20 protein-coding genes are annotated in these 18,421 nt (G+C 37.7%); 9 read left to right on the top strand and 11 right to left on the bottom strand.

Annotated features, from left to right (window positions below; all coding sequences use genetic code 11):
* Positions 1–215: 215 nt before the first annotated feature.
* Both CXF79_RS19890 and CXF79_RS19885 read right to left on the bottom strand, forming a co-directional pair.
* The gene (locus CXF79_RS19890) at positions 216–443 is read right to left on the bottom strand and encodes a VF530 family DNA-binding protein (RefSeq protein ID WP_101157417.1); all 228 of its coding nucleotides are present in this window, start codon (positions 441–443) and stop codon (positions 216–218) included.
* Positions 444–590: 147 nt separating this feature from the next.
* Positions 591–1,319, bottom strand: a complete 729-nt coding sequence (locus CXF79_RS19885) for a glutathione peroxidase (RefSeq protein WP_011045085.1) — start codon at positions 1,317–1,319, stop codon at positions 591–593.
* Between the two features lie 295 nt (positions 1,320–1,614).
* On the opposite strand from CXF79_RS19885, the gene hutG reads away from it, so the two are divergent.
* The gene (gene hutG, locus CXF79_RS19880; protein WP_011045083.1) at positions 1,615–2,403 is read left to right on the top strand and encodes an N-formylglutamate deformylase; all 789 of its coding nucleotides are present in this window, start codon (positions 1,615–1,617) and stop codon (positions 2,401–2,403) included.
* An 89-nt stretch (positions 2,404–2,492) separates the two neighbouring features.
* Complete coding sequence (locus CXF79_RS19875) at positions 2,493–3,887, top strand: formimidoylglutamate deiminase (protein WP_101157415.1); 1,395 nt, start codon at positions 2,493–2,495, stop codon at positions 3,885–3,887.
* A gap of 47 nt (positions 3,888–3,934) precedes the next feature.
* Here the strand turns inward: CXF79_RS19875 and CXF79_RS19870 are convergent, their stop codons facing one another.
* Entirely contained in the window at positions 3,935–4,291 is a 357-nt protein-coding gene (locus CXF79_RS19870) for a hypothetical protein (protein WP_041737144.1), read from the bottom strand.
* 175 nt (positions 4,292–4,466) lie between these two features.
* Between CXF79_RS19870 and ccoG the strand changes: the two genes are divergently transcribed.
* From ccoG to CXF79_RS19855, 3 genes are all read left to right on the top strand, one after another.
* A complete protein-coding gene (ccoG, locus tag CXF79_RS19865; RefSeq protein WP_101157413.1) occupies positions 4,467–5,930 on the top strand; it encodes a cytochrome c oxidase accessory protein CcoG in 1,464 nt (487 codons plus the stop codon).
* Positions 5,930–6,916, top strand: coding sequence for a serine/threonine protein kinase (locus CXF79_RS19860; protein ID WP_011045079.1), 987 nt, complete (start codon positions 5,930–5,932; stop codon positions 6,914–6,916). The genes ccoG and CXF79_RS19860 overlap by 1 nt, the downstream gene beginning before the upstream one ends.
* Positions 6,917–6,999: 83 nt before the next feature.
* Complete coding sequence (locus tag CXF79_RS19855; RefSeq protein ID WP_011045078.1) at positions 7,000–7,644, top strand: thiol:disulfide interchange protein DsbA/DsbL; 645 nt, start codon at positions 7,000–7,002, stop codon at positions 7,642–7,644.
* A gap of 146 nt (positions 7,645–7,790) precedes the next feature.
* Here the strand turns inward: CXF79_RS19855 and CXF79_RS19850 are convergent, their stop codons facing one another.
* From CXF79_RS19850 to CXF79_RS19840, 3 genes are all read right to left on the bottom strand, one after another.
* Entirely contained in the window at positions 7,791–8,861 is a 1,071-nt protein-coding gene (locus tag CXF79_RS19850; protein WP_101157411.1) for a trypsin-like peptidase domain-containing protein, read from the bottom strand.
* Positions 8,862–8,998: 137 nt separating this feature from the next.
* Positions 8,999–10,378 carry a Do family serine endopeptidase gene (locus tag CXF79_RS19845; protein ID WP_101157409.1) on the bottom strand — a complete coding sequence of 460 codons (1,380 nt, stop codon included), beginning with the start codon at positions 10,376–10,378 and terminating at the stop codon, positions 8,999–9,001.
* A gap of 127 nt (positions 10,379–10,505) precedes the next feature.
* Complete coding sequence (locus tag CXF79_RS19840) at positions 10,506–10,961, bottom strand: YhcB family protein (RefSeq protein ID WP_011045075.1); 456 nt, start codon at positions 10,959–10,961, stop codon at positions 10,506–10,508.
* A gap of 419 nt (positions 10,962–11,380) precedes the next feature.
* On the opposite strand from CXF79_RS19840, the gene zapE reads away from it, so the two are divergent.
* Entirely contained in the window at positions 11,381–12,496 is a 1,116-nt protein-coding gene (zapE, locus tag CXF79_RS19835; RefSeq protein WP_101157407.1) for a cell division protein ZapE, read from the top strand.
* A gap of 113 nt (positions 12,497–12,609) precedes the next feature.
* Here the strand turns inward: zapE and CXF79_RS19830 are convergent, their stop codons facing one another.
* The 4 genes from CXF79_RS19830 to folB form a co-directional block, all read right to left on the bottom strand.
* Positions 12,610–13,452: a tetratricopeptide repeat protein gene (locus CXF79_RS19830; RefSeq protein WP_101157405.1), complete on the bottom strand. Its 843-nt coding sequence runs from the start codon at positions 13,450–13,452 to the stop codon at positions 12,610–12,612.
* A gap of 95 nt (positions 13,453–13,547) precedes the next feature.
* Positions 13,548–14,366, bottom strand: coding sequence for an undecaprenyl-diphosphate phosphatase (locus tag CXF79_RS19825; RefSeq protein WP_011045072.1), 819 nt, complete (start codon positions 14,364–14,366; stop codon positions 13,548–13,550).
* A 61-nt stretch (positions 14,367–14,427) separates the two neighbouring features.
* Entirely contained in the window at positions 14,428–14,925 is a 498-nt protein-coding gene (gene folK / locus CXF79_RS19820) for a 2-amino-4-hydroxy-6-hydroxymethyldihydropteridine diphosphokinase (RefSeq protein ID WP_011045071.1), read from the bottom strand.
* Positions 14,925–15,296: a dihydroneopterin aldolase gene (gene folB / locus CXF79_RS19815; protein ID WP_011045070.1), complete on the bottom strand. Its 372-nt coding sequence runs from the start codon at positions 15,294–15,296 to the stop codon at positions 14,925–14,927. The genes folK and folB overlap by 1 nt, the downstream gene beginning before the upstream one ends.
* Before the next feature lie 155 nt (positions 15,297–15,451).
* Between folB and plsY the strand changes: the two genes are divergently transcribed.
* The gene (gene plsY / locus CXF79_RS19810; protein WP_011045069.1) at positions 15,452–16,042 is read left to right on the top strand and encodes a glycerol-3-phosphate 1-O-acyltransferase PlsY; all 591 of its coding nucleotides are present in this window, start codon (positions 15,452–15,454) and stop codon (positions 16,040–16,042) included.
* A gap of 257 nt (positions 16,043–16,299) precedes the next feature.
* Here plsY and tsaD read toward each other — a convergent pair whose 3' ends face one another.
* On the bottom strand, positions 16,300–17,349 hold the full coding sequence (gene tsaD, locus CXF79_RS19805; protein ID WP_011045068.1) for a tRNA (adenosine(37)-N6)-threonylcarbamoyltransferase complex transferase subunit TsaD: 1,050 nt from the start codon (positions 17,347–17,349) through the stop codon (positions 16,300–16,302).
* Between the two features lie 303 nt (positions 17,350–17,652).
* On the opposite strand from tsaD, the gene rpsU reads away from it, so the two are divergent.
* Both rpsU and CXF79_RS19795 read left to right on the top strand, forming a co-directional pair.
* On the top strand, positions 17,653–17,868 hold the full coding sequence (gene rpsU, locus CXF79_RS19800; RefSeq protein WP_011045067.1) for a 30S ribosomal protein S21: 216 nt from the start codon (positions 17,653–17,655) through the stop codon (positions 17,866–17,868).
* Positions 17,869–17,919: 51 nt separating this feature from the next.
* Entirely contained in the window at positions 17,920–18,369 is a 450-nt protein-coding gene (locus CXF79_RS19795; RefSeq protein ID WP_101157403.1) for a GatB/YqeY domain-containing protein, read from the top strand.
* Positions 18,370–18,421 lie beyond the last annotated feature (52 nt).

Below are 18,421 nucleotides of genomic sequence, written 5' to 3'. Positions count from 1 at the left end.
TACTGACATCATTAGATATTTTTCTATACATTGCTAGTGCTTTAATCGCATGTCTGGTCGTATCTCATAGAACAAATAGTCAGTTAAATAAAAATTTTAATATAAGCCCGATTCTTTAAGCATTTAAGTTGCGAAACCACTTCATTTTCTCATTTCCTAACGATGAAAAAAACAATGGTAATAGTATTTATTTGGTCAACAATTCTTAGAACAAATTAGCTATGGATCTTATTTTTATTTTTAATGTAAAGTTGCTCTACTTTTTCTCTAGCCCAAGGGGTTTTACGTAAAAACTTCAAGCTTGATTGAATACTTGGATCGTCAGTAAAACATTTAATTTTAATATTTTTTCCTAACGTTTCAAAACCAAAGTGGGCTTCTAGTTCCGTGACTATAGTCTTAAGCGTTAGACCATGAAGAGGGTTGTAAGGCTGGTTATCCATTATTAATTCCAAAAGCTAACATCAGTACTAGTTTTGAGAACTAGTAGTAGCATGTAAACAAAAAACACAATAACGAGAGTATATCATTATTGTGTTTTTATTGGGGTATAGCTTAGTTTTTTAGTGCTTTAATAGTCTAAATACGTACTAGCTAAAGTGCTTTACTAATTCATCATTACCGCCAATGTGCTTACCATCGATAAATATCTGTGGTGTAGTATCAGCATTTGAAATAGCACGCATTGCCGTGATTGTTGTGTCTTCACCTAATACTAATTCTTCATACTGTAAACCTTGCTCAGCTAATAATGCTTTAGCTTTAGTGCAGTGAGAACAACCATGTTTGGTGAAAATCGCCACTTCAGTGCTTTGAACTGCTTCAGGGTTGATGAAGTTAAGCATGGTATCAGCATCAGATACTTCAAATGGGTCACCTGGTAAATCAGGTTCAATAAACATTTTTTCAATAACACCATTTTTAACTAACATAGCATAGCGCCAGCTGCGTTTGCCGAATCCTATTGCCGCTTTATCAACTAATAAACCCATGCCTTGGGTAAATTCACCATTACCATCAGGAATGAAACTAATGTTATCGGCGTCTTGATCTTTTGCCCAAGCATTCATTACAAAGGTATCATTTACAGAAATACAAATAATTTCATCAACGCCGTTGGCTGAGAATTTAGTCGCTAATTCGTTATATCGTGGCAGGTGAGATGATGAACACGTTGGTGTAAATGCACCAGGTAATGAAAAAACTACTACGGTTTTGTTGGCAAAAATTTCCTCAGAATTGCGAGTACTCCATGTGTCATCAGCTATAATTGGAAAGGTAACTGAAGGGACTTTTTGGCCGGTAATATCAGTAAACATAATGAAATCCTTTAGGGTTAGTTGTCATTCTTTGCCAAGTAATTACTTGACTCAATTCGTTAAGATGCAGCTATTATGATAGCTCAACTATTTTAAGTAAAATCTATTAAACCTATCAATGTAATAGGTAACACCTATTACAAAGGTGAATTAACAACATATCAAAATTCTCAGATTAAAACGAGCAAAAGAAAAGAATTCCATCTGTCCTTGCTCAGAGTCACTAACGCGTGATAAATTAGCTGCCACCAAGTTGTATATACAATTTGATTGGTAGTCAATTTTAGGGGATAGTATGAATACAAGTTATGACTTGGTCACGGGTAATATTGCTATGCTAATCAGCATGCCGCATAACGGGCAATTAGTTCCCGAGAGTATTGCCTGTAACATGACAAAGACTGGTCATCAGGTCCCTGATACCGATTGGTATATGGATAAGCTCTATGATTTTGCTCAAGATCTTGGTATTTATATTATTAAACCTAAATACAGTCGCTATGTTATCGATTTAAATCGAAATATTGATGGTATAAATTTATACCCAGGAGCAAACAGCACAGAGCTTTGCCCAACGACCTCATTTGATTTATCTCCATTGTATATAACGGGTAAAGAACCTGATGAAGCGGAAATTAAGCGAAGAATTGACGGCTACTGGCAACCTTATCACCAAGCCTTAAAAAATACGTTAGCCGATATGAAAGCACAATATGGCAGAGTTGTCTTACTTGATGCTCACTCAATATTGTCACATGTACCTCGTTTCTTTGAGGGTCAATTGCCTGACTTTAATTTTGGTAGTGCTAATGGTGTAAGTTGTAGTACTGAACTGATTAATAAAATCGAAAACCTTGATTTATCGCCTTATTCTACGGTGATAAATGGCCGCTTTAAGGGCGGATACATTACGCGTGGTTATGGTAATCCAGCAGAGAATATACATGCGCTTCAGTTAGAGTTATCACAACGAACTTATATGGATGAACCAAGTGATCATTACAATGAAGATAAAGCAGAAAAAATAAAAGATAAATTACAGATATTTGTACAGTGTTTAGTTGATTTCACTCGAGAGAAATAAGTGATATAGCGAGATTGATTTCATCTTTATGGCAAATTACTCAGGTAATTCCAAATAACAAATTCAGTAGAGTAAATTAGTAGAGCAATATGAAACTATACGCAGAGAATATTTTATTAAACGATGGTTGGGCAAGTAAACAAACTATCACGATAGAGAAGGGCATAATCACTGCCGTAGATGCAGGCAAGATTGAAGGCGCGGAAATAGCTAAAGGTGCTGTGATTCCTGGCATGGTTAATTGTCATTCACACGCTTTTCAGCGCGCTTTTGCAGGTTTTAGTGAGCAAGGCAGTGAAGGACAAGACAGTTTTTGGACGTGGCGAAAAATCATGTATCAATTTTTGGCACAGCTAACCGAGCTTGATGCTAAAAATATTGCGAAGCAGCTGTATATTGAAATGCTAAAAATGGGTTATACCCGTGTCGCCGAATTTCATTATTTACATCATGATATAGATGGTAGTACTTATAATTCTAGTGTTACTAGAGACAAGTCAGCTAGCTTAGCAACGATGGCACAAGCTATTTTTGATGCCGCAAAAGAGTCTGGTATAGGTTTGACCTTGTTACCTGTACTTTATCAACACAGTGGCTTTGGTGAACAAACGCCGAGTGATGGACAAAAGCGATTTATCAATTCTACTGAGCAATTTAATCAATTAGTCAGTGATTGTTTCACCTTAAGTGAACAATATTCGAATACTAATGTGGGTATTGCGCCTCACTCTCTACGTGCCGTTGATAAAACATCATTACTTAGTGCGGTGAAACATGTGCGTAGCTTAGACAATCAAGCCCCAATTCATATTCATATTAGTGAGCAACAAAAAGAAGTTGATGATTGTTTGGCCCATTTTGGCCAAAGACCAGTGCAGTGGCTGCTTGATAATGTCGAACTTGATAAGCATTGGTGTTTAATTCATGCAACGCATATTGACGAAGCAGAAAGAAAAGGCATTATCGCTAAAGAGGCTATTGCAGGAATTTGTCCGACAACTGAAGCTAATTTAGGTGATGGAATTTTCCCAACGACAGAGTTTCTAGCAGAAAAAGGCACTATAGCCATTGGCTCTGATAGCCACATTTCAGTAAACCCGATTGAGGAATTACGTTGGCTTGAATATGCACAGCGCCTAATTAAACAACAACGTGCTATTTTAGCTACAGATGAACAGGCTTCCGTTGGGCAAAACTTATGGCAGCAAGCGGCAATAGGTGGAGCGCAAAGTACCAATAGCAATACCGGAAGTTTAGCCATTGGCAAGCAGGCTGACTTATTAGTACTGGACAAGGATAAAACCAAGTTATTTGCCAGTGCTAGCCAACAGTTACTTGATAGTATGATTTTTGCGAGTCAGCAAAATCCAGTGTCAGATGTGATGGTTAATGGTGTGTGGCAAATAAAAGCGCAACAGCATGTTGAACAAGAGCAAGCGAGCGATAACTTTGCTAACTTACTCGTTAGGTTATCTGCTAGCTAGTATTGTTTATATCTATAGATCTGGGGAATGTGCTTTAAATCTAAGATTTAAAGCATGCTTGTATAACGATCTATAGTTGAACAAACTTTCTTTTCATTGGTAATATGAAAATCAATGTCTCTGGTATCGGTTTTACAAATGCTTAAGTAAAATGCCTTTACATTATCCCTTGACGAGGTGATTTCTTTTAATCGCTCAACTTCTTTCTCTGAAAAATTCTCTAGCTCACTTTCTAAATCTAGATAAATCTTATCGGCTTTCAAACGGACTTTAGTATCACTGAATTCACCGAAACCATCAAGCAGAGCTTGCTTCTGCTCGTTATAAAACTCAGTTACTTTCTCGTTTGGATAGAAATGTAAATAGAGTGATGCGGCCACGATTAAGATCAATAAATGCTTCATAAGATGCCATATAATAAATGAGAAGAGTCGATTTTATATTAATTAGTTGTTTTAAGGTATAAATTATTAGCTATTGTCGGCTTTTGTTAATAAAATCATTTATCTTTTTGATACTAGCTTGTAGCCAGTTAGTCATTTTTTTTAGTAGTTATTTTTCGCTTAACAAGGATTTATCGTGAGAGCAAACGACCAATCATCCTCTACGCCTAAGACAAATAAGCCTGTGGTAGAGCAGCATATCCCAATCAAAAATGTCAAAATTCACGGCAGTAAAAATACTGGTAAAGAACGTTATAAACCAGGTGACCAAATATATGTTCGTAAAGTATCTGGTTTTTTCCAAAAGCTAAGGCAGCGTATGAACTTGGTTTATTTTGCTTTCTTTTTAATTCTTCCTTGGCTTCAGTTCAATGGTCATCAAGCCATATTGTTCGACATCAGTGAACAACGCTTTACCATCTTTAACTTAACACTCTGGCCACAAGATTTAACCTTATTGGCATGGTTTTTTATCTTAGGTGCATTTCTCCTCTTTTTTGTTACCACTTTTTTAGGTCGTGTGTGGTGTGGCTATATGTGCCCACAAACCGTTTGGACTTTCATTTTCATATGGTTTGAAGAAAAGATTGAAGGTACGGCTAACCAGCGCAGGAAGCTAGATGTACAAAAAGTGACGGGTAATAAGGTTATTCGAAAAACCTTAAAACATAGTGCTTGGTTATTATTTTCCTTGTTTACCGCGATGACATTTGCTGGTTATTTTTCACCGATGCAAGAGCTATTCGTTGATGTCTTTACTTTCGATACCAGTGTGATGATGGCGGGAATTTTAGCTTTCTTCACCTTTGCCACCTATGGCAATGCGGGTTGGATGCGAGAGACTGTCTGTTTGCACATGTGCCCTTATGCGCGCTTTCAGTCAGCTATGTTTGATAAAGATACTTTAACGGTTGCGTATGATGTTGAACGTGGTGAGGGACGAGGTGCTCGTGGTCGAAAACAAGATCATAAGGCGATGGGACTTGGCGACTGTATAGATTGTAATTTATGTGTTGAGGTTTGCCCTACCGGTATCGATATTCGTAACGGCTTGCAATATGAATGTATTAACTGCGGTTCTTGTGTTGATGCTTGTTCGGGCGTTATGGATAAGATGAATTATCCTCAAGGTCTCATTCGTTATACTACAGAGCATGAATTGCAAGGCAAGAAAGTTCACTTAGTTCGCTCTAAGCTTATTGGTTATGCGGTCTTGCTTGTTATCATGAGTACCATGTTAATACTCGAAATTGTTAATCGTGTACCTTTATCGTTAGATATCATTCGCGATCGCACTGAGTTAGCAAGAGAAAACTTTAATGGTGACATTGAGAATGTTTATACCTTAAAAATTCTTAATATGTCACAAACAGATAATACTTATAAACTTTCTGTAAAAGGTATTGAAAATACCCAGTGGCATGGTAAACAAGAAGTGGTGGTTGAGGCTGCGACAGTCTACACACTACCTATCAGTATTTCGGTTGATCCTTATGAATTGGAAAAGTACATGAGTAATATTACCTTTGTTGTAGAACAAGTTTCACCAGAAAGTGACGCAAAAATCGAGCAAGAAAGCCGATTTTTTAATAAACGCTAATGGCATCATTTGATTTCAGTGCCTTGTCACCAGATTTAATTATTGATGGCTTAGAGAGTGCTGGTTTTAGTGTTGATAGTGGTTTATTAGCGCTTAATAGCTATGAGAACCGTGTTTATCAATTTCATGATGATAATTTAGTTAAATATGTAACTAAATTCTATCGGCCGCAGCGTTGGCAGCTTGCGCAAATAAATGAAGAGCATGACTTTTCTTTTGAGTTGGAGGAACAAGAGTTACCGATTGTTGCACCACTTAAAATAAATGGACAAAGTTTATTTGAGCATCAAGGTTATCATTTTGCGGTATTTCCTTGTCGAGGTGGACGTATTTTTGAGGTTGATAATCTTAACCAGTTAGAATGGATGGGGCGCTTCATTGCGCGTATCCATGCTGTCTCGTCGCAAAATGATTTCATACAACGACCAGATTTCAACAGTGATGAATTGCTTTTTCAAGCGCGTGAAACTATCAAAGCTTCAAATTATGTACCCAAGAGTTTAACGACAGCCTTTTTTACTATTTTGGACCAAGTCATTGCGGTAGCAGCGGAGCAGTATTTACCTGCACAAGGCATGCAACAAATTCGCTTACACGGTGATTGTCACGCAGGTAATATTTTATGGCGTGATGAAGGACCTCACTTTGTTGACTTAGATGATTGTCGAACAGGACCTGCTATTCAAGACCTTTGGATGATGCTATCAGGTGATAGACAACAGCAGCTGTTACAACTTGATACACTATTAATGGGGTATGAGGAGTTCTTTACGTTTGAAAATGACCAGCTTCTTTTGATAGAATCACTAAGAACTATGCGCGTTGTTAATTACATGGCGTGGTTATGTAAACGTTGGCATGATCCAGCTTTCCCACAAAACTTTCCATGGTTTAATACTGAGAAGTACTGGGAGCAGCAGATACTAATGCTTAAAGAGCAAATGTCAGCACTGCAACAACCGCCGTTAAGTTTGAATAATTTTTAGCTTTAATTACGGATAATGAATAAGTAATGTAAATTACTTAGGTTAGTTACTGTAATAGGGCAATTTTACTTTAGGAAATAATAATGAATAAATTACTAAAATCTCTTTTGTTAATGCCGTTGTTGGCTTTATCGGTAAACGCCGCAGCTGCACAATACACTGAGGGTGAGCAATATACTAAAGTGAATGAAACGGTAACTAAGAAAAAAGAAGTGAGAGAATACTTCTCAGTATATTGTGGTCACTGCTTTAAATTTGAGCCTATCATGCATAGTCTTAAAAAGAGCTTACCTGAAGATGCCTCATTTGAACGTAATCATGTTGATTTTCTTCGAGCAGCTAGCCCTAAAATTCAACAAATGATCACTAAGGCTACCGTGGTAGCAGAACAATTAGGTGATTCAGATAAATTAATTGGTGCAGTATTTAACTATATCCATGTACAACGTGCTGTGATTACGACAGAAAAAGATTTGCGTAATATCTTTGTATTAAATGGTGCTGACGGCGACAAGTTTGATAAATTGATGAAAAGCTTTAGTGTTAATTCACAAGCGAAAACAATGAAAAAGTATCAAGAAAATATGACGGCTAAACGTGTATTAACCGGCGTACCAACGATTATTGTTAATGGTAAATATAAAATTGATCCGGCTAAATTAGATCGTAACAATTTTGAGCAAGACTACCAAAATTTAGTAAAATACTTACTTGAATTAGACTCATAAGCGCTATAACCAATAGCGTTTAGTTGGTATTACTATCAGTTAATATAAAAAGTTAATAAAGGTAGTTAACAAAAAAGGCAGATGGTATAAATACCGTCTGCCTTTTTTGTTTTATGAGTATCTAAATTGATTTGTTGTGGCTTAAATTAGTTTCTTAATTCAATGATTTTTACCTTAGCTTCTATGGTATTACCTTGTCGGTAAATCTTGAAGGTTAGCTCTGTATTTGGCTGGGTTTCAGCAATAATATCTAAGGCACCAGTTACGCTATTAATCGACTCATTATCGATCTGATAAACTACATCGCCAACTTGTATTCCCGCTGCTTTTGCAGGGCTATTATCCATGACTTCTTCAATAACAAAGCCTTTTAGTTCTTTATGGTAATGGTTAGTGGAAATACCTAACCAACCGCGTACCACTTTGCCATTTTCAATGATTTGTCGCATTACCTTGTAAGCCAATTGATAAGGTACAGCAAAGAAAATGCCTTGGATTGATAATTGTGGATTTGACTGGGTGAATTTTCTTGAATTAATGCCGACTAAAATACCATTACTGTTGATAAGTGCTCCACCGGAATTTCCTTCATTGATGGCAGCATCCATTTGTAAAAACTCTAAATAGCTAGTGTTACTCAAACCATTACGGCCTGTTGCACTAATAATGCCTTGAGTCACTGTTTGACCTAAATTTAGTGGGTTACCAATCGCAAGAACAATATCACCAACTAGCGATGTTTGCTGCTCCTTTTGTGGGATTACAGGTAAGTTGTTAACATTGACTTTGAGAACCGCTAAGTCAGTATAATGGTCAAAACCTATCAATTCGGCTGGATATATCTGGCCATCTTGCAGTAGTACCTGAATAAGGTCTGCTTGGCGAATTACGTGTAAGTTAGTCAATATATAACCATGGGTGTCCATAATCACGCCTGAGCCTAAGCGAGTACTTTTACGCGCTTTTCGACCGTATTGTGGATTCACTTCAATTTGTTGAGAATAAATATTAACAACAGCAGGGCTAGCGATGCTAACTGCTTTGGCAAATGAAAGTGGTGCTTGTTGCGCTTGACTACCTTTAAAAAGGCTTGTTGCTAAACTGGTATCGTTTAAGCCAGGAACTAATCCAGGTATTAGGAGTAATAACACTACAGCGATCAGGACACCGTAACTTATTGCTGTAATTGTATATTTGATTGAAGAGAAGAGTTTCAAAGGTTATCTTATTTTATGTTGTACCAATGTTTTCAGTGTAACATAAAAAAAGCTGATTACATTGAGTTCGACCGATGCAAGTCGGTCTCGTCAATCTAATCAGCTTTAGGTATTATTTACTCAATAACCTTATATTATTAACGGATCATTATGTACTGGGAATGATTATCCCGAACAATATTTAGCGCTAGTACACCACTTTTATCTTTAAGGTAATCACGTAATTGAGCAATATCTTTGATACGACTACGGTTAACGCCCGTGATAATATCTCCTGCTTGAAATCCTGCCCTTTGTGCCGGAGAGCCTTCGGCAACTTGTTCTATGATAATCGCCTGTTTCTTGGTGTCATTTTCTAATTTAGTACCATCTAACATAGTGTGAATACTGGCGGCAGTAATATCTGCACTTTGATCTTGCTTTAACTTAACGGTAAATATTTTGTTGTCTCCATCTCTTATCACCGTTAACTTAACTTTTTTATTCGCACCAATTGAACCAATTTTAGCGCGTAGTTCAAAGAAGCTTTTAATGGCTTTACCATTGACGGCAATGATCACGTCACCTGCCTTAATACCCGCTTCGTCTGCAGCAGAGTCAGGCATCACTTGCTCAATAAAGCCACCTTGACTTGTTTCTAGCTCCATTGCTTTGGCAATTTCGCTGTTAACACTTCGTCCAGATACACCCAGAATACCGCGGTGTACTTCACCAAATTCAATTATCTGCGTAATTAGGTTATGCATCATATTACTCGGGATAGCAAAGCCAATACCGACATTACCACCACTAGGCCCTAATATCGCTGTGTTGATACCAATCAACTCACCGCGCAAGTTAACTAAAGCGCCACCGGAGTTACCACTATTTATGGCAGCATCGGTTTGAATAAAGTCTTCATAATGTTCGATATTTAGATTACTACGTCCTAGCGCACTAACAATGCCAGAAGTAACGGTTTGTCCTAGACCAAATGGACTACCAATCGCGACAGTGAAATCTCCAACACGCAAATTATCGGAATCGGCTAATTTGATTTCACTTAAGTTTTCAGAATCAATCTGTAATAAAGCAATGTCACTTTTTGCATCGCTACCGATTTTCTTCGCTTCTAACTGACGACCGTCTTTTAAGGTGATCATAATTTTGTCAGCATTTTCTATGACATGGTTATTGGTAACAACATAACCTTCATCACTATCAATAATTACACCTGAGCCTAAGCCGCGAAATGGTCTTTGTTGAGGTTGTCCTTGATTTTTTTCTTTATTACCAAAGAAAAATTTGAATGCGTCAGGTACATTTTGTTGTGGCACATTATGGGTGCCTATTACAGAGATACTAACAACAGCTGGAGTCGCATGTTCAAGCATTGGAGCTAAGCTGGGCATTACATGGCCATCTACTTGGGCAGGTAAGTTTGCTAATGCAGGAGCGCTAGTAAGTGCTAAGGTCGATGATAATAATGCGGCACTGATGACAATTGATAATTTAGATGATGTAAATGATTTTTTCATATTTAAGCGTTCTCCGAGGTTTATTGTTAACCCAATAAAAAAAGCTAACTATAGTTCAGTTAACTTTAATAAATACTCCTAAATAGACTGAACTAAAAAGCTTTAGTTCAGTTAATCATGTATCAAATTACACTGTAGTTGTAACTTTTTGTTTCTGGTCGGCAAATAAACCACTTGGGTTTCCTGAATAATCAAGCGGTGCTTCAGTCATGGCTTCAACTGCTTCACTAGCGCGCTTTTGGTGACGTAAAGTCGCCGTTTGTGCTAGTTGTTGCTGAGTTTCAGCAGAGAAAAATGGCATACCTTCAGCTTCTACGGTAGTTGCTTTTTGCAATAACTGAGTACTTTCTTTCATTTGCTTCATGGCTGTTTGACAAGTGTTATTCATTTGGTCAAGTAATTTGGCTGAGCTGTCTAAATGCTCGGCAACATCTAACTTGTATTGATCTAAAGCTGCTTCACTTTTATTGACTTGGTCCGCTAATTTACGTTGCTCTTGGCTTGTACTAGAAAGAAGACGATTTGCGAAAAAACCACCGATGCCGCCGATGATAAAAATGACTAGAGCTATTACTACATTCATAGGGTGTACCTTACATTGTAAATAGAAATTAAATATGGTGCCAAGATAGATTATACTATCATCTAAACAATTTACTTAGTAAAAATATCTAGGTAAAAATTTATTTTTCAAGTGTATATTCCGGTTATCAATCAAGATGCATGTTTCAGAGTGCTGAACAATTTCATTTTAAGACGCTGTAATGAAATAATGGTTATTCCATTATAAGTCACAGCAACAATTAAATGATGTTGCTCAAGTGCTTCTTCGATGGATTTTAAATAACTTTATACCGAGCTAAATAATTAAATCATAGTAATAACTATGTTTAAATTATTTTTCTTGCTTAAAGTGATTTTAATCTCTACTGAAATTCTGCATTTTGAATGGTAACTGGTATCGACATATTAATAATTGATTCAAAATAACATAGGCTCTCAATGATAAAGCTCTCTCCTATAGATAAGTATAAACAAGATTTAACCAGAGATGATTTTCTCTTTGATGCAGCACAAGAAAATGCGGTTATTCACTTACAACGTTTATATGACGACTTACAAAGCAAGCCATTAGCTGTTTCTGGTTTTAAAAAAGTACTTAACCGTTGGAAAAAAGTTTATAAAAAACAAGAGCAGGAGCCTATCAAAGGATTATATTTTTGGGGAGGTGTAGGTCGGGGGAAAACATATTTAGTTGATACCTTTTTTGAGAGCCTACCTTTCAATAATAAAATGCGTGTGCACTTTCATCGTTTTATGCACAGAGTGCATCAAGAACTCAAAAGTCTGTCTGGACAATCCGATCCGCTAAAAATTATTGCTAAGAAATTTGCAGATGAAACACAAATTATCTGCTTTGATGAGTTCTTTGTTTCTGATATTACCGATGCCATGATTTTAGGCACATTATTTGAAGAGTTATTTGCGCATAATGTCACGTTAGTAGCGACATCTAATATTATCCCTGATGAGTTGTATCGTAATGGTTTGCAACGTGAGCGCTTTTTACCGGCTATAAAACTGATCAATAAGCATACTCTCATTGTTAATGTAGATAGTGGTGTTGATTATCGTCTAAGAACCTTGGAGCAAGCGGAAATATTTCATTATCCGCTTGATGCCCAAGCAGATGAAAACTTAAAGCACTACTTTAAGCAACTCTCTACAGATGAAGGTAAATCAGGACAATCGATTGAGATTCATAACCGTCCATTAAAAACTATTTTAGTGAGTGATGGCGTGGTGTACTTTGACTTCTCAGTACTGTGTGAAAGTGCACGTAGCCAAGGTGATTATATGGAAATTAGTCAACTTTATCACACGGTATTAATGGCTAATGTTAAAGAAATGGGCCCTGATAGCGATGACACAACTCGCCGCTTTATTGCGTTAGTTGATGAATTCTATGAACGTAATGTGAAGTTGATTATGTCGGCAGAGCTGCCTTTAGATGATTTGTATAGCGGTGGTCGTTTAGCCTTTGAATTTAAGCGTTGCCTAAGTCGTTTACAAGAGATGCAATCTCATGACTACCTTGCCAGTGAACACCTTCCATAGGCGGTTACTTTTAACTGGAAAGTGTCTCGACCAAAATAAAAAAGCCCGATTCATTAATGAATTGGGCTTTTTATTAGTTATAACGCTAATTTTGAAGCGTTTAGTGATAGCTATTAATACATTAAGGTGTATAGCTTTCTACGAAACTTTGCTGCCAGCGGATCGCCATCAGGTAAGGCTTTTAATACATCAAGAAATAGCTCTTTGCTTCTCTCTTTTGTACTTTCATCACCCGCTTGTACTAAACGAAATAATATGGTGAGTGCATCTTCTTGACGATTAACTTGGCTGTATTGAGCTGCAAGTTGTTGACTGACATTGATATCATCAGGCGTTGCTTCTAATTGTGCTTCTAATGCTTTTATTTCTGGAGAGTTTTCCGCCTGCTCAGCTAATTCTAGCTTGGCTACTAAAGCGTGATATTGACTATCTTGGTCAACCATCATTATGGTGTCTAATAATGCCTTTGCTTCACTGGTCTTTCCCGTTTGTAAGTAAAGATCAATTAATATTACCTTAATATCAGCGCGATTATTATCAATTTGATAGGCCTGCATGATGATATTTTCAGCTTCAACTAATAGATTATCCCCAAGTGCAGCTTTTGCTTGTGCAAGCAGTATATCTTCAGGTTTTGGTAAGTGACTATCTAAAAACGTAGCAATGCTTGCATCATCTTGTGGTCCAGAAATTCCATCTAGAGGCTGGGCATCTTTTAATAAAATAGCCGTAGGTAAGCCTTTAATACCAAATTGCTCAGCGATTTGCCCTTGGCTTTGACAATCAACAGTCGCTAAAGTGATATGTTCGCTTAGGTTTGATAGCTTAGCCGCTAGTTTATTTCTTAGTTCAACACTCTCAGGTACTTGTTCAGCCCAAAAGCTAACGAGTACTAATTTGTTTTTTGATTCTTCAACAACGACTTGTTGAAAATTATCTAGAGTAATGGCAATCATATTTTATTCTCGAATGTGTTAGTAATATCTTGAAAATTATATTTTTAATATGTAATGGGCGCTGTTTCTACTGAGCCTATGTATAAGAAAGCCTATCACAAGATAAACCAAAGTAAGCCAACACCTAGAATTAATCGATAGATAACAAACGGCATCATCCCTAGTTTCTCTAATAAAATGAGAAAATAATGAATACAAGCATAGGCGCTAACAAATGCTAACAAACTACCTAATCCCATGGCAAACCAATCGACACTCTCAGTTGATAAAATGAGTTTTAATGTTAGATAACTGCCGGCCATAGCAATCGCAGGAATAGACAGTAAAAATGAAAAACGAGCGGCATTATCACGGCTTAAACCTAACATTAAACCGATAGTCATGGTGATGCCTGAACGTGAGGTTCCAGGAATTAAAGCAACAGCTTGTGCTAAACCAATTAACATTGCCCCCTTAAGCCCCAGTTTCTCCATTGGCTTATGTTCAGTGCGTTTACCGGCCTTGATATCGGCAAAACCTAAAAGGAAACCAAATAACAGGGTAGTCATGGCAATCACTAACGCAGAACGTAAGTGTTCTTCGATAAAGTCTTTACCCAATAAACCAAATAAACCGGCGGGAATTGTAGCGAGTAGAATCCACCATGATAATTTGGCATCAAAACCCCCACGACCTTTCTCTGGACCGACTCCAACAGTACCTAACCAAGCAACTGCCATAACGCCAAGTTCTTTACGAAAATACATCATAACGGCTAATAAAGTGCCAACATGAACGGCAACATCAAAGGCTAGTCCTTGATCTTGCCATCCTAAAACTTGCGAGGGTAATATCAAATGCGCTGAACTTGAAATAGGTAAGAATTCGGTTAAGCCTTGTAGTAAGGCTAGGATAATTATTTCTAAAGTGCTCATGGGGTGTTAGTTGTCCTTTACTATTTTGGATGGGGGGAAAGAAATTCAATCAGAATCGTCACTACCAGCAGTTAGCTACTATGCTAAGTTGCTGACTGGTTTTATTATAACCTTGCCATAAATCTCGATAAGTTTGTTTTACAATCGGGTGGGTAAGCTCAGGTGCAACTTGACTCAATGGCCATAAAACAAAGGCGTTTTTAATTATTTCATCTCGAGGCAGTTGCGCAGGTTCGTTAATAATTAAATCATCAAACAATAACAAATCAAGATCTAAGCTACGCGGGCTAAACTTCTTCGCGTTATGGTCACGGCCGTGAGAAAATTCTATGGCGCGTAACATACTCGCCACTTCTTCGACATTTTGTGTGCATTTGATGCCTATCACCATATTATAAAAAGCAGCACCATCAAAACCAACGGCCTTGCTTTCAAATAAGGAAGATAATGTTAACTGTTCAAAAGGCAGCTCAAATACTTTAGCTAATGAGAGTAGACCTTGCTTAACGTAATGCTCACGGTTAATGTTGCTGCCTAATGAAATATAGATTTGAGCCATTAAGAGGATATCTCAACAGCTTGCGTGCCACGTTCAATTTCAACACCAACAGTTTGGGCATTATGAACTGCGCCAGGTTTGCCAATGAATAGCTTTAACCAAGGGATTTGGTATTGTGTCATTAAATAACTGGCTAAGCGCTCAGCAAGCGTCTCAATTAAGTCAACGGGATTGTCGTTGGCAAAGCGCTCTATAGCGACTGAGATATCGGCATAATCCAATGTTTTGGCTAGTTCGTCATTGAGTGCTGCATTGGCCGTGTTCCAGCCCATGGCCAGATCAATAACCAAGGTTTGTTTTATTTCTTTTTCCCACTGAAAAAAACCAATGGTGGTTTGGATACTTAAACCCTTAATGAACACCTTATCCATGATTTACCTGTTATGTTGTTAGAAGAACTATTGCAGTACTTAAGCAATTGTTACAAAATAAGAAAGGATTTTACCTGCGAAGTGGTAGAAAAACTAGCAGAGATGAAGATAGAATATTAACCTTATAGTACTTAACAATGGATTTCGTCATTTAGATGTTGCTACTTACGCTCACTATGATCATTGCGGCTTACCTAATAGGCTCTATTTCGAGTGCTATTTTAGTATGCCGATTTTCAGGTCTTCCAGATCCTAGAACAACAGGATCGAAAAACCCTGGTGCAACTAATGTGTTACGTATAAGTAATAAGTTCACTGCTGCAACGGTATTATTTCTTGATATTCTTAAAGGGACTATTCCTGTTTGGGGAGCTTACTTTTTAAAAATAGATTCTCTCTATTTAGGTTTTATTGGTGTTTCCGCTTGCTTAGGGCACATGTATCCAATATTTTTCAATTTTAAAGGCGGAAAAGCAGTAGCTACTGCGCTGGGGACTTTATTACCCATTGGTTTTACGTTGGGGGGATTGTTAATTCTTACGTGGGTATTAGTGGTGAAGCTTACTAAATATTCTAGTCTAGCAGCCATTGTCACTGTCTCTATAGCACCACTTTATGTCTATTTCTTAAAACCGCTATATGTTTACCCAACTTTGATGCTTAGCGCTCTGATACTCTTTCGCCACCGAGATAACATTAAGCGTTTACTTAAAGGGACAGAAAGTAAAATCACTCATAAAATTTAATAAAACCTCTAATAAAACTTAGTAATCACCTATAACACATATAGTGTACAGGTGATTCGTGTTTTATGTTCAGTTGTTAATTAACTGGAGGTAAGGAATTTAAAGCCCATCGTGGATTAGCTTAAAAGGTTAAGTCGGCTTGGTTACTGCTTTTAAACGTTATAAATTTACGTAATCATCCAGCATAAGCAATCATAGCGCCCTGAATATCAGTAGTGAAAAATTCAGGGCAGCACTAGCTGCTTTTTACTTGTTGGCTATTTTACTGGAGGTAGCGAATCGAGCGCCCATCGAGGGTTAGCTTTAAAAGTTAAGTCGGCATCTGTTCCTGCTTTTAAACGCTGTAAACCAGCATAAGCAATCATAGCGCCGTTATCAGTGCAAAACTCAGGACGTGGATAAAATACACTGCCACCAAGTTTCTTTGTGGTTATCGCCAGTTGCTCTCGTAAAGCTGTATTGGCGCTTACACCACCAGCAATTACTAATCTGCTTAATTTTTCTTGTTGCAAGGCGCGTTTACATTTTATCGCTAAGGTGTCTACCACTGCTTGTTGAAACGCATTGGCAATATCAGCATGGGTTTGCTTAAGATCGCTATCTGACAAATTCAAACATTCTTTGCGAACTAAGGTTCCTGCCGCTGTTTTTAAACCACTAAAGCTAAAATCTAAACCAGGTCTATCAGTCATAGGGCGGGGTAATTTAAAGCGTCCTGCTTCACCGCTTTCAGCCATCTTAGATAAAGCCGGTCCACCAGGGTAGTCTAAACCTAGCAATTTAGCTGTTTTATCAAACGCTTCACCGGCAGCATCATCAACTGATTCACCAAGTAGTTTGTATTCACCAATAGCATCGACACGTACCAGCATGGTATGTCCGCCAGAAACTAATAAAGCGACAAAAGGAAACTCAGGTACATCATCTTCAAGCATAGGCGCTAATAGATGACCTTCCATATGATGTACAGGAACTGCGGGTAGCTCCCAACCATAAGCCAAACTTCGACCAATGGAACAACCAACCAAGAGTGCGCCAACTAAACCAGGACCAGCAGTGTACGCAACACCGTCTAGATCTTTGGGGGTAAGGTTGGCATCTGCCAATACTTCCTTAATCAGAGGAATAGTCTTACGTACATGGTCTCTTGATGCGAGTTCTGGTACTACGCCACCGTAATCAGCATGAACGGCTATTTGACTATACAAACGATGGGCGAGTATACCTTCTGGACTATCACCTAAACCGTCATCATAAATGGCGATACCTGTTTCATCACAAGAAGTTTCAATACCCAAAATACGCATAAATATGTAATCTCAAAAAAAAGCTCAAAAGGAGGCTAAAAAAATAGGAATAGTAGCCAATAATTACTTGGCAAAATCCCCGTAACTATTGGATGAGCGATTTTACTGTGTTTATAAGACAGACACCAGCGTATTCAAACAATAACCCTTAAATTAACCTTTACATTAGCGGTGGCTTAGCAGTAGAATACGGCACCAATTTTTAATAGAGTGGGTGTGGATGAGGCAAGCATTGCAATTTTTTGCATTGTTCAGTCGAAATCAGTCACCAATTTATATAGCTACCCTAAGGTAATAAAGTACATGCCAGTAATTAAAGTAAGAGAAAACGAACCATTTGACGTTGCATTACGTCGTTTTAAACGTTCATGTGAAAAAGCAGGAATCCTTTCAGAAGTTCGCCGTCGCGAATCTTATGAGAAGCCTACTTGGGAACGTAAACGTAAGAAAGCCGCTGCTGTTAAACGTGCTGCGAAAAAAGTTTCTCGTGAGAACGCTCGTCGCGTTCGCATGTACTAAGAATTATCTTAGTATAACTATTCTAAGAGATTGCCTATTATGGAGAGAGAAATGTCACTTCTAATACAACTCAAAGATGAAATGAAGATTGCTATGCGAGCCAAAGACAAATTACGTCTTGGTGTAATTCGCATGGCTATTTCTGCAATTAAGCAAGCAGAAATTGATCATAAAACCGAAGCAACTGATGAAAACATCATTGTGATTTTAACCAAAATGGTTAAACAGCGTAAAGAGTCTATTAAGATGTTTACCGAGGGTGGTCGTGATGAATTGGCTGAAAAAGAAGCAGCGGAAGTTGTTGCTTTGAACTTTTTTATGCCGCAACCGTTTAGTGCAGAAGAAATTAATGAATTAATAAGCAAGGCAATCATTGAATCTGGAGCAGCCTCTATGGCTGATATGGGCAAAGTGATGGCAGTGTTAAAACCTTTAATGCAAGGCAAAGCTGACATGGGCGCAGTAAGTGGTCAAGTCAGAGCAGGTCTTCAAGGTTTATAGTTAAGGCTTTATAGCTAATACTATATTAGTGCATTAAACAAAACCGTAATGG

The organism is Colwellia sp. Bg11-28, from assembly GCF_002836245.1.
Classification (GTDB): Bacteria; Pseudomonadota; Gammaproteobacteria; order Enterobacterales; family Alteromonadaceae; genus Colwellia; species Colwellia psychrerythraea_A.
The sequence above is the reverse complement of the archived record's forward strand: the minus strand, read 5'-3'. Positions and strand labels throughout refer to the sequence as shown.

Bases quoted from the DNA above. Each gene is read 5' to 3' on its own strand.
- CXF79_RS19890 (WP_101157417.1), bottom strand. From the start codon at position 443: ATGGATAACCAGCCTTACAACCCTCTTCATGGTCTAACGCTTAAGACT.
- CXF79_RS19885 (WP_011045085.1), bottom strand. From the start codon at position 1,319: ATGTTTACTGATATTACCGGCCAAAAAGTCCCTTCAGTTACCTTTCCA.
- hutG (WP_011045083.1), top strand. From the start codon at position 1,615: ATGAATACAAGTTATGACTTGGTCACGGGTAATATTGCTATGCTAATC.
- CXF79_RS19875 (WP_101157415.1), top strand. From the start codon at position 2,493: ATGAAACTATACGCAGAGAATATTTTATTAAACGATGGTTGGGCAAGT.
- CXF79_RS19870 (WP_041737144.1), bottom strand. From the start codon at position 4,291: ATGAAGCATTTATTGATCTTAATCGTGGCCGCATCACTCTATTTACAT.
- CXF79_RS19860 (WP_011045079.1), top strand. From the start codon at position 5,930: ATGGCATCATTTGATTTCAGTGCCTTGTCACCAGATTTAATTATTGAT.
- CXF79_RS19855 (WP_011045078.1), top strand. From the start codon at position 7,000: ATGAATAAATTACTAAAATCTCTTTTGTTAATGCCGTTGTTGGCTTTA.
- CXF79_RS19845 (WP_101157409.1), bottom strand. From the start codon at position 10,378: ATGAAAAAATCATTTACATCATCTAAATTATCAATTGTCATCAGTGCC.
- CXF79_RS19840 (WP_011045075.1), bottom strand. From the start codon at position 10,961: ATGAATGTAGTAATAGCTCTAGTCATTTTTATCATCGGCGGCATCGGT.
- zapE (WP_101157407.1), top strand. From the start codon at position 11,381: ATGATAAAGCTCTCTCCTATAGATAAGTATAAACAAGATTTAACCAGA.
- CXF79_RS19830 (WP_101157405.1), bottom strand. From the start codon at position 13,452: ATGATTGCCATTACTCTAGATAATTTTCAACAAGTCGTTGTTGAAGAA.
- CXF79_RS19825 (WP_011045072.1), bottom strand. From the start codon at position 14,366: ATGAGCACTTTAGAAATAATTATCCTAGCCTTACTACAAGGCTTAACC.
- folK (WP_011045071.1), bottom strand. From the start codon at position 14,925: ATGGCTCAAATCTATATTTCATTAGGCAGCAACATTAACCGTGAGCAT.
- folB (WP_011045070.1), bottom strand. From the start codon at position 15,296: ATGGATAAGGTGTTCATTAAGGGTTTAAGTATCCAAACCACCATTGGT.
- plsY (WP_011045069.1), top strand. From the start codon at position 15,452: ATGTTGCTACTTACGCTCACTATGATCATTGCGGCTTACCTAATAGGC.
- tsaD (WP_011045068.1), bottom strand. From the start codon at position 17,349: ATGCGTATTTTGGGTATTGAAACTTCTTGTGATGAAACAGGTATCGCC.
- rpsU (WP_011045067.1), top strand. From the start codon at position 17,653: ATGCCAGTAATTAAAGTAAGAGAAAACGAACCATTTGACGTTGCATTA.
- CXF79_RS19795 (WP_101157403.1), top strand. From the start codon at position 17,920: ATGTCACTTCTAATACAACTCAAAGATGAAATGAAGATTGCTATGCGA.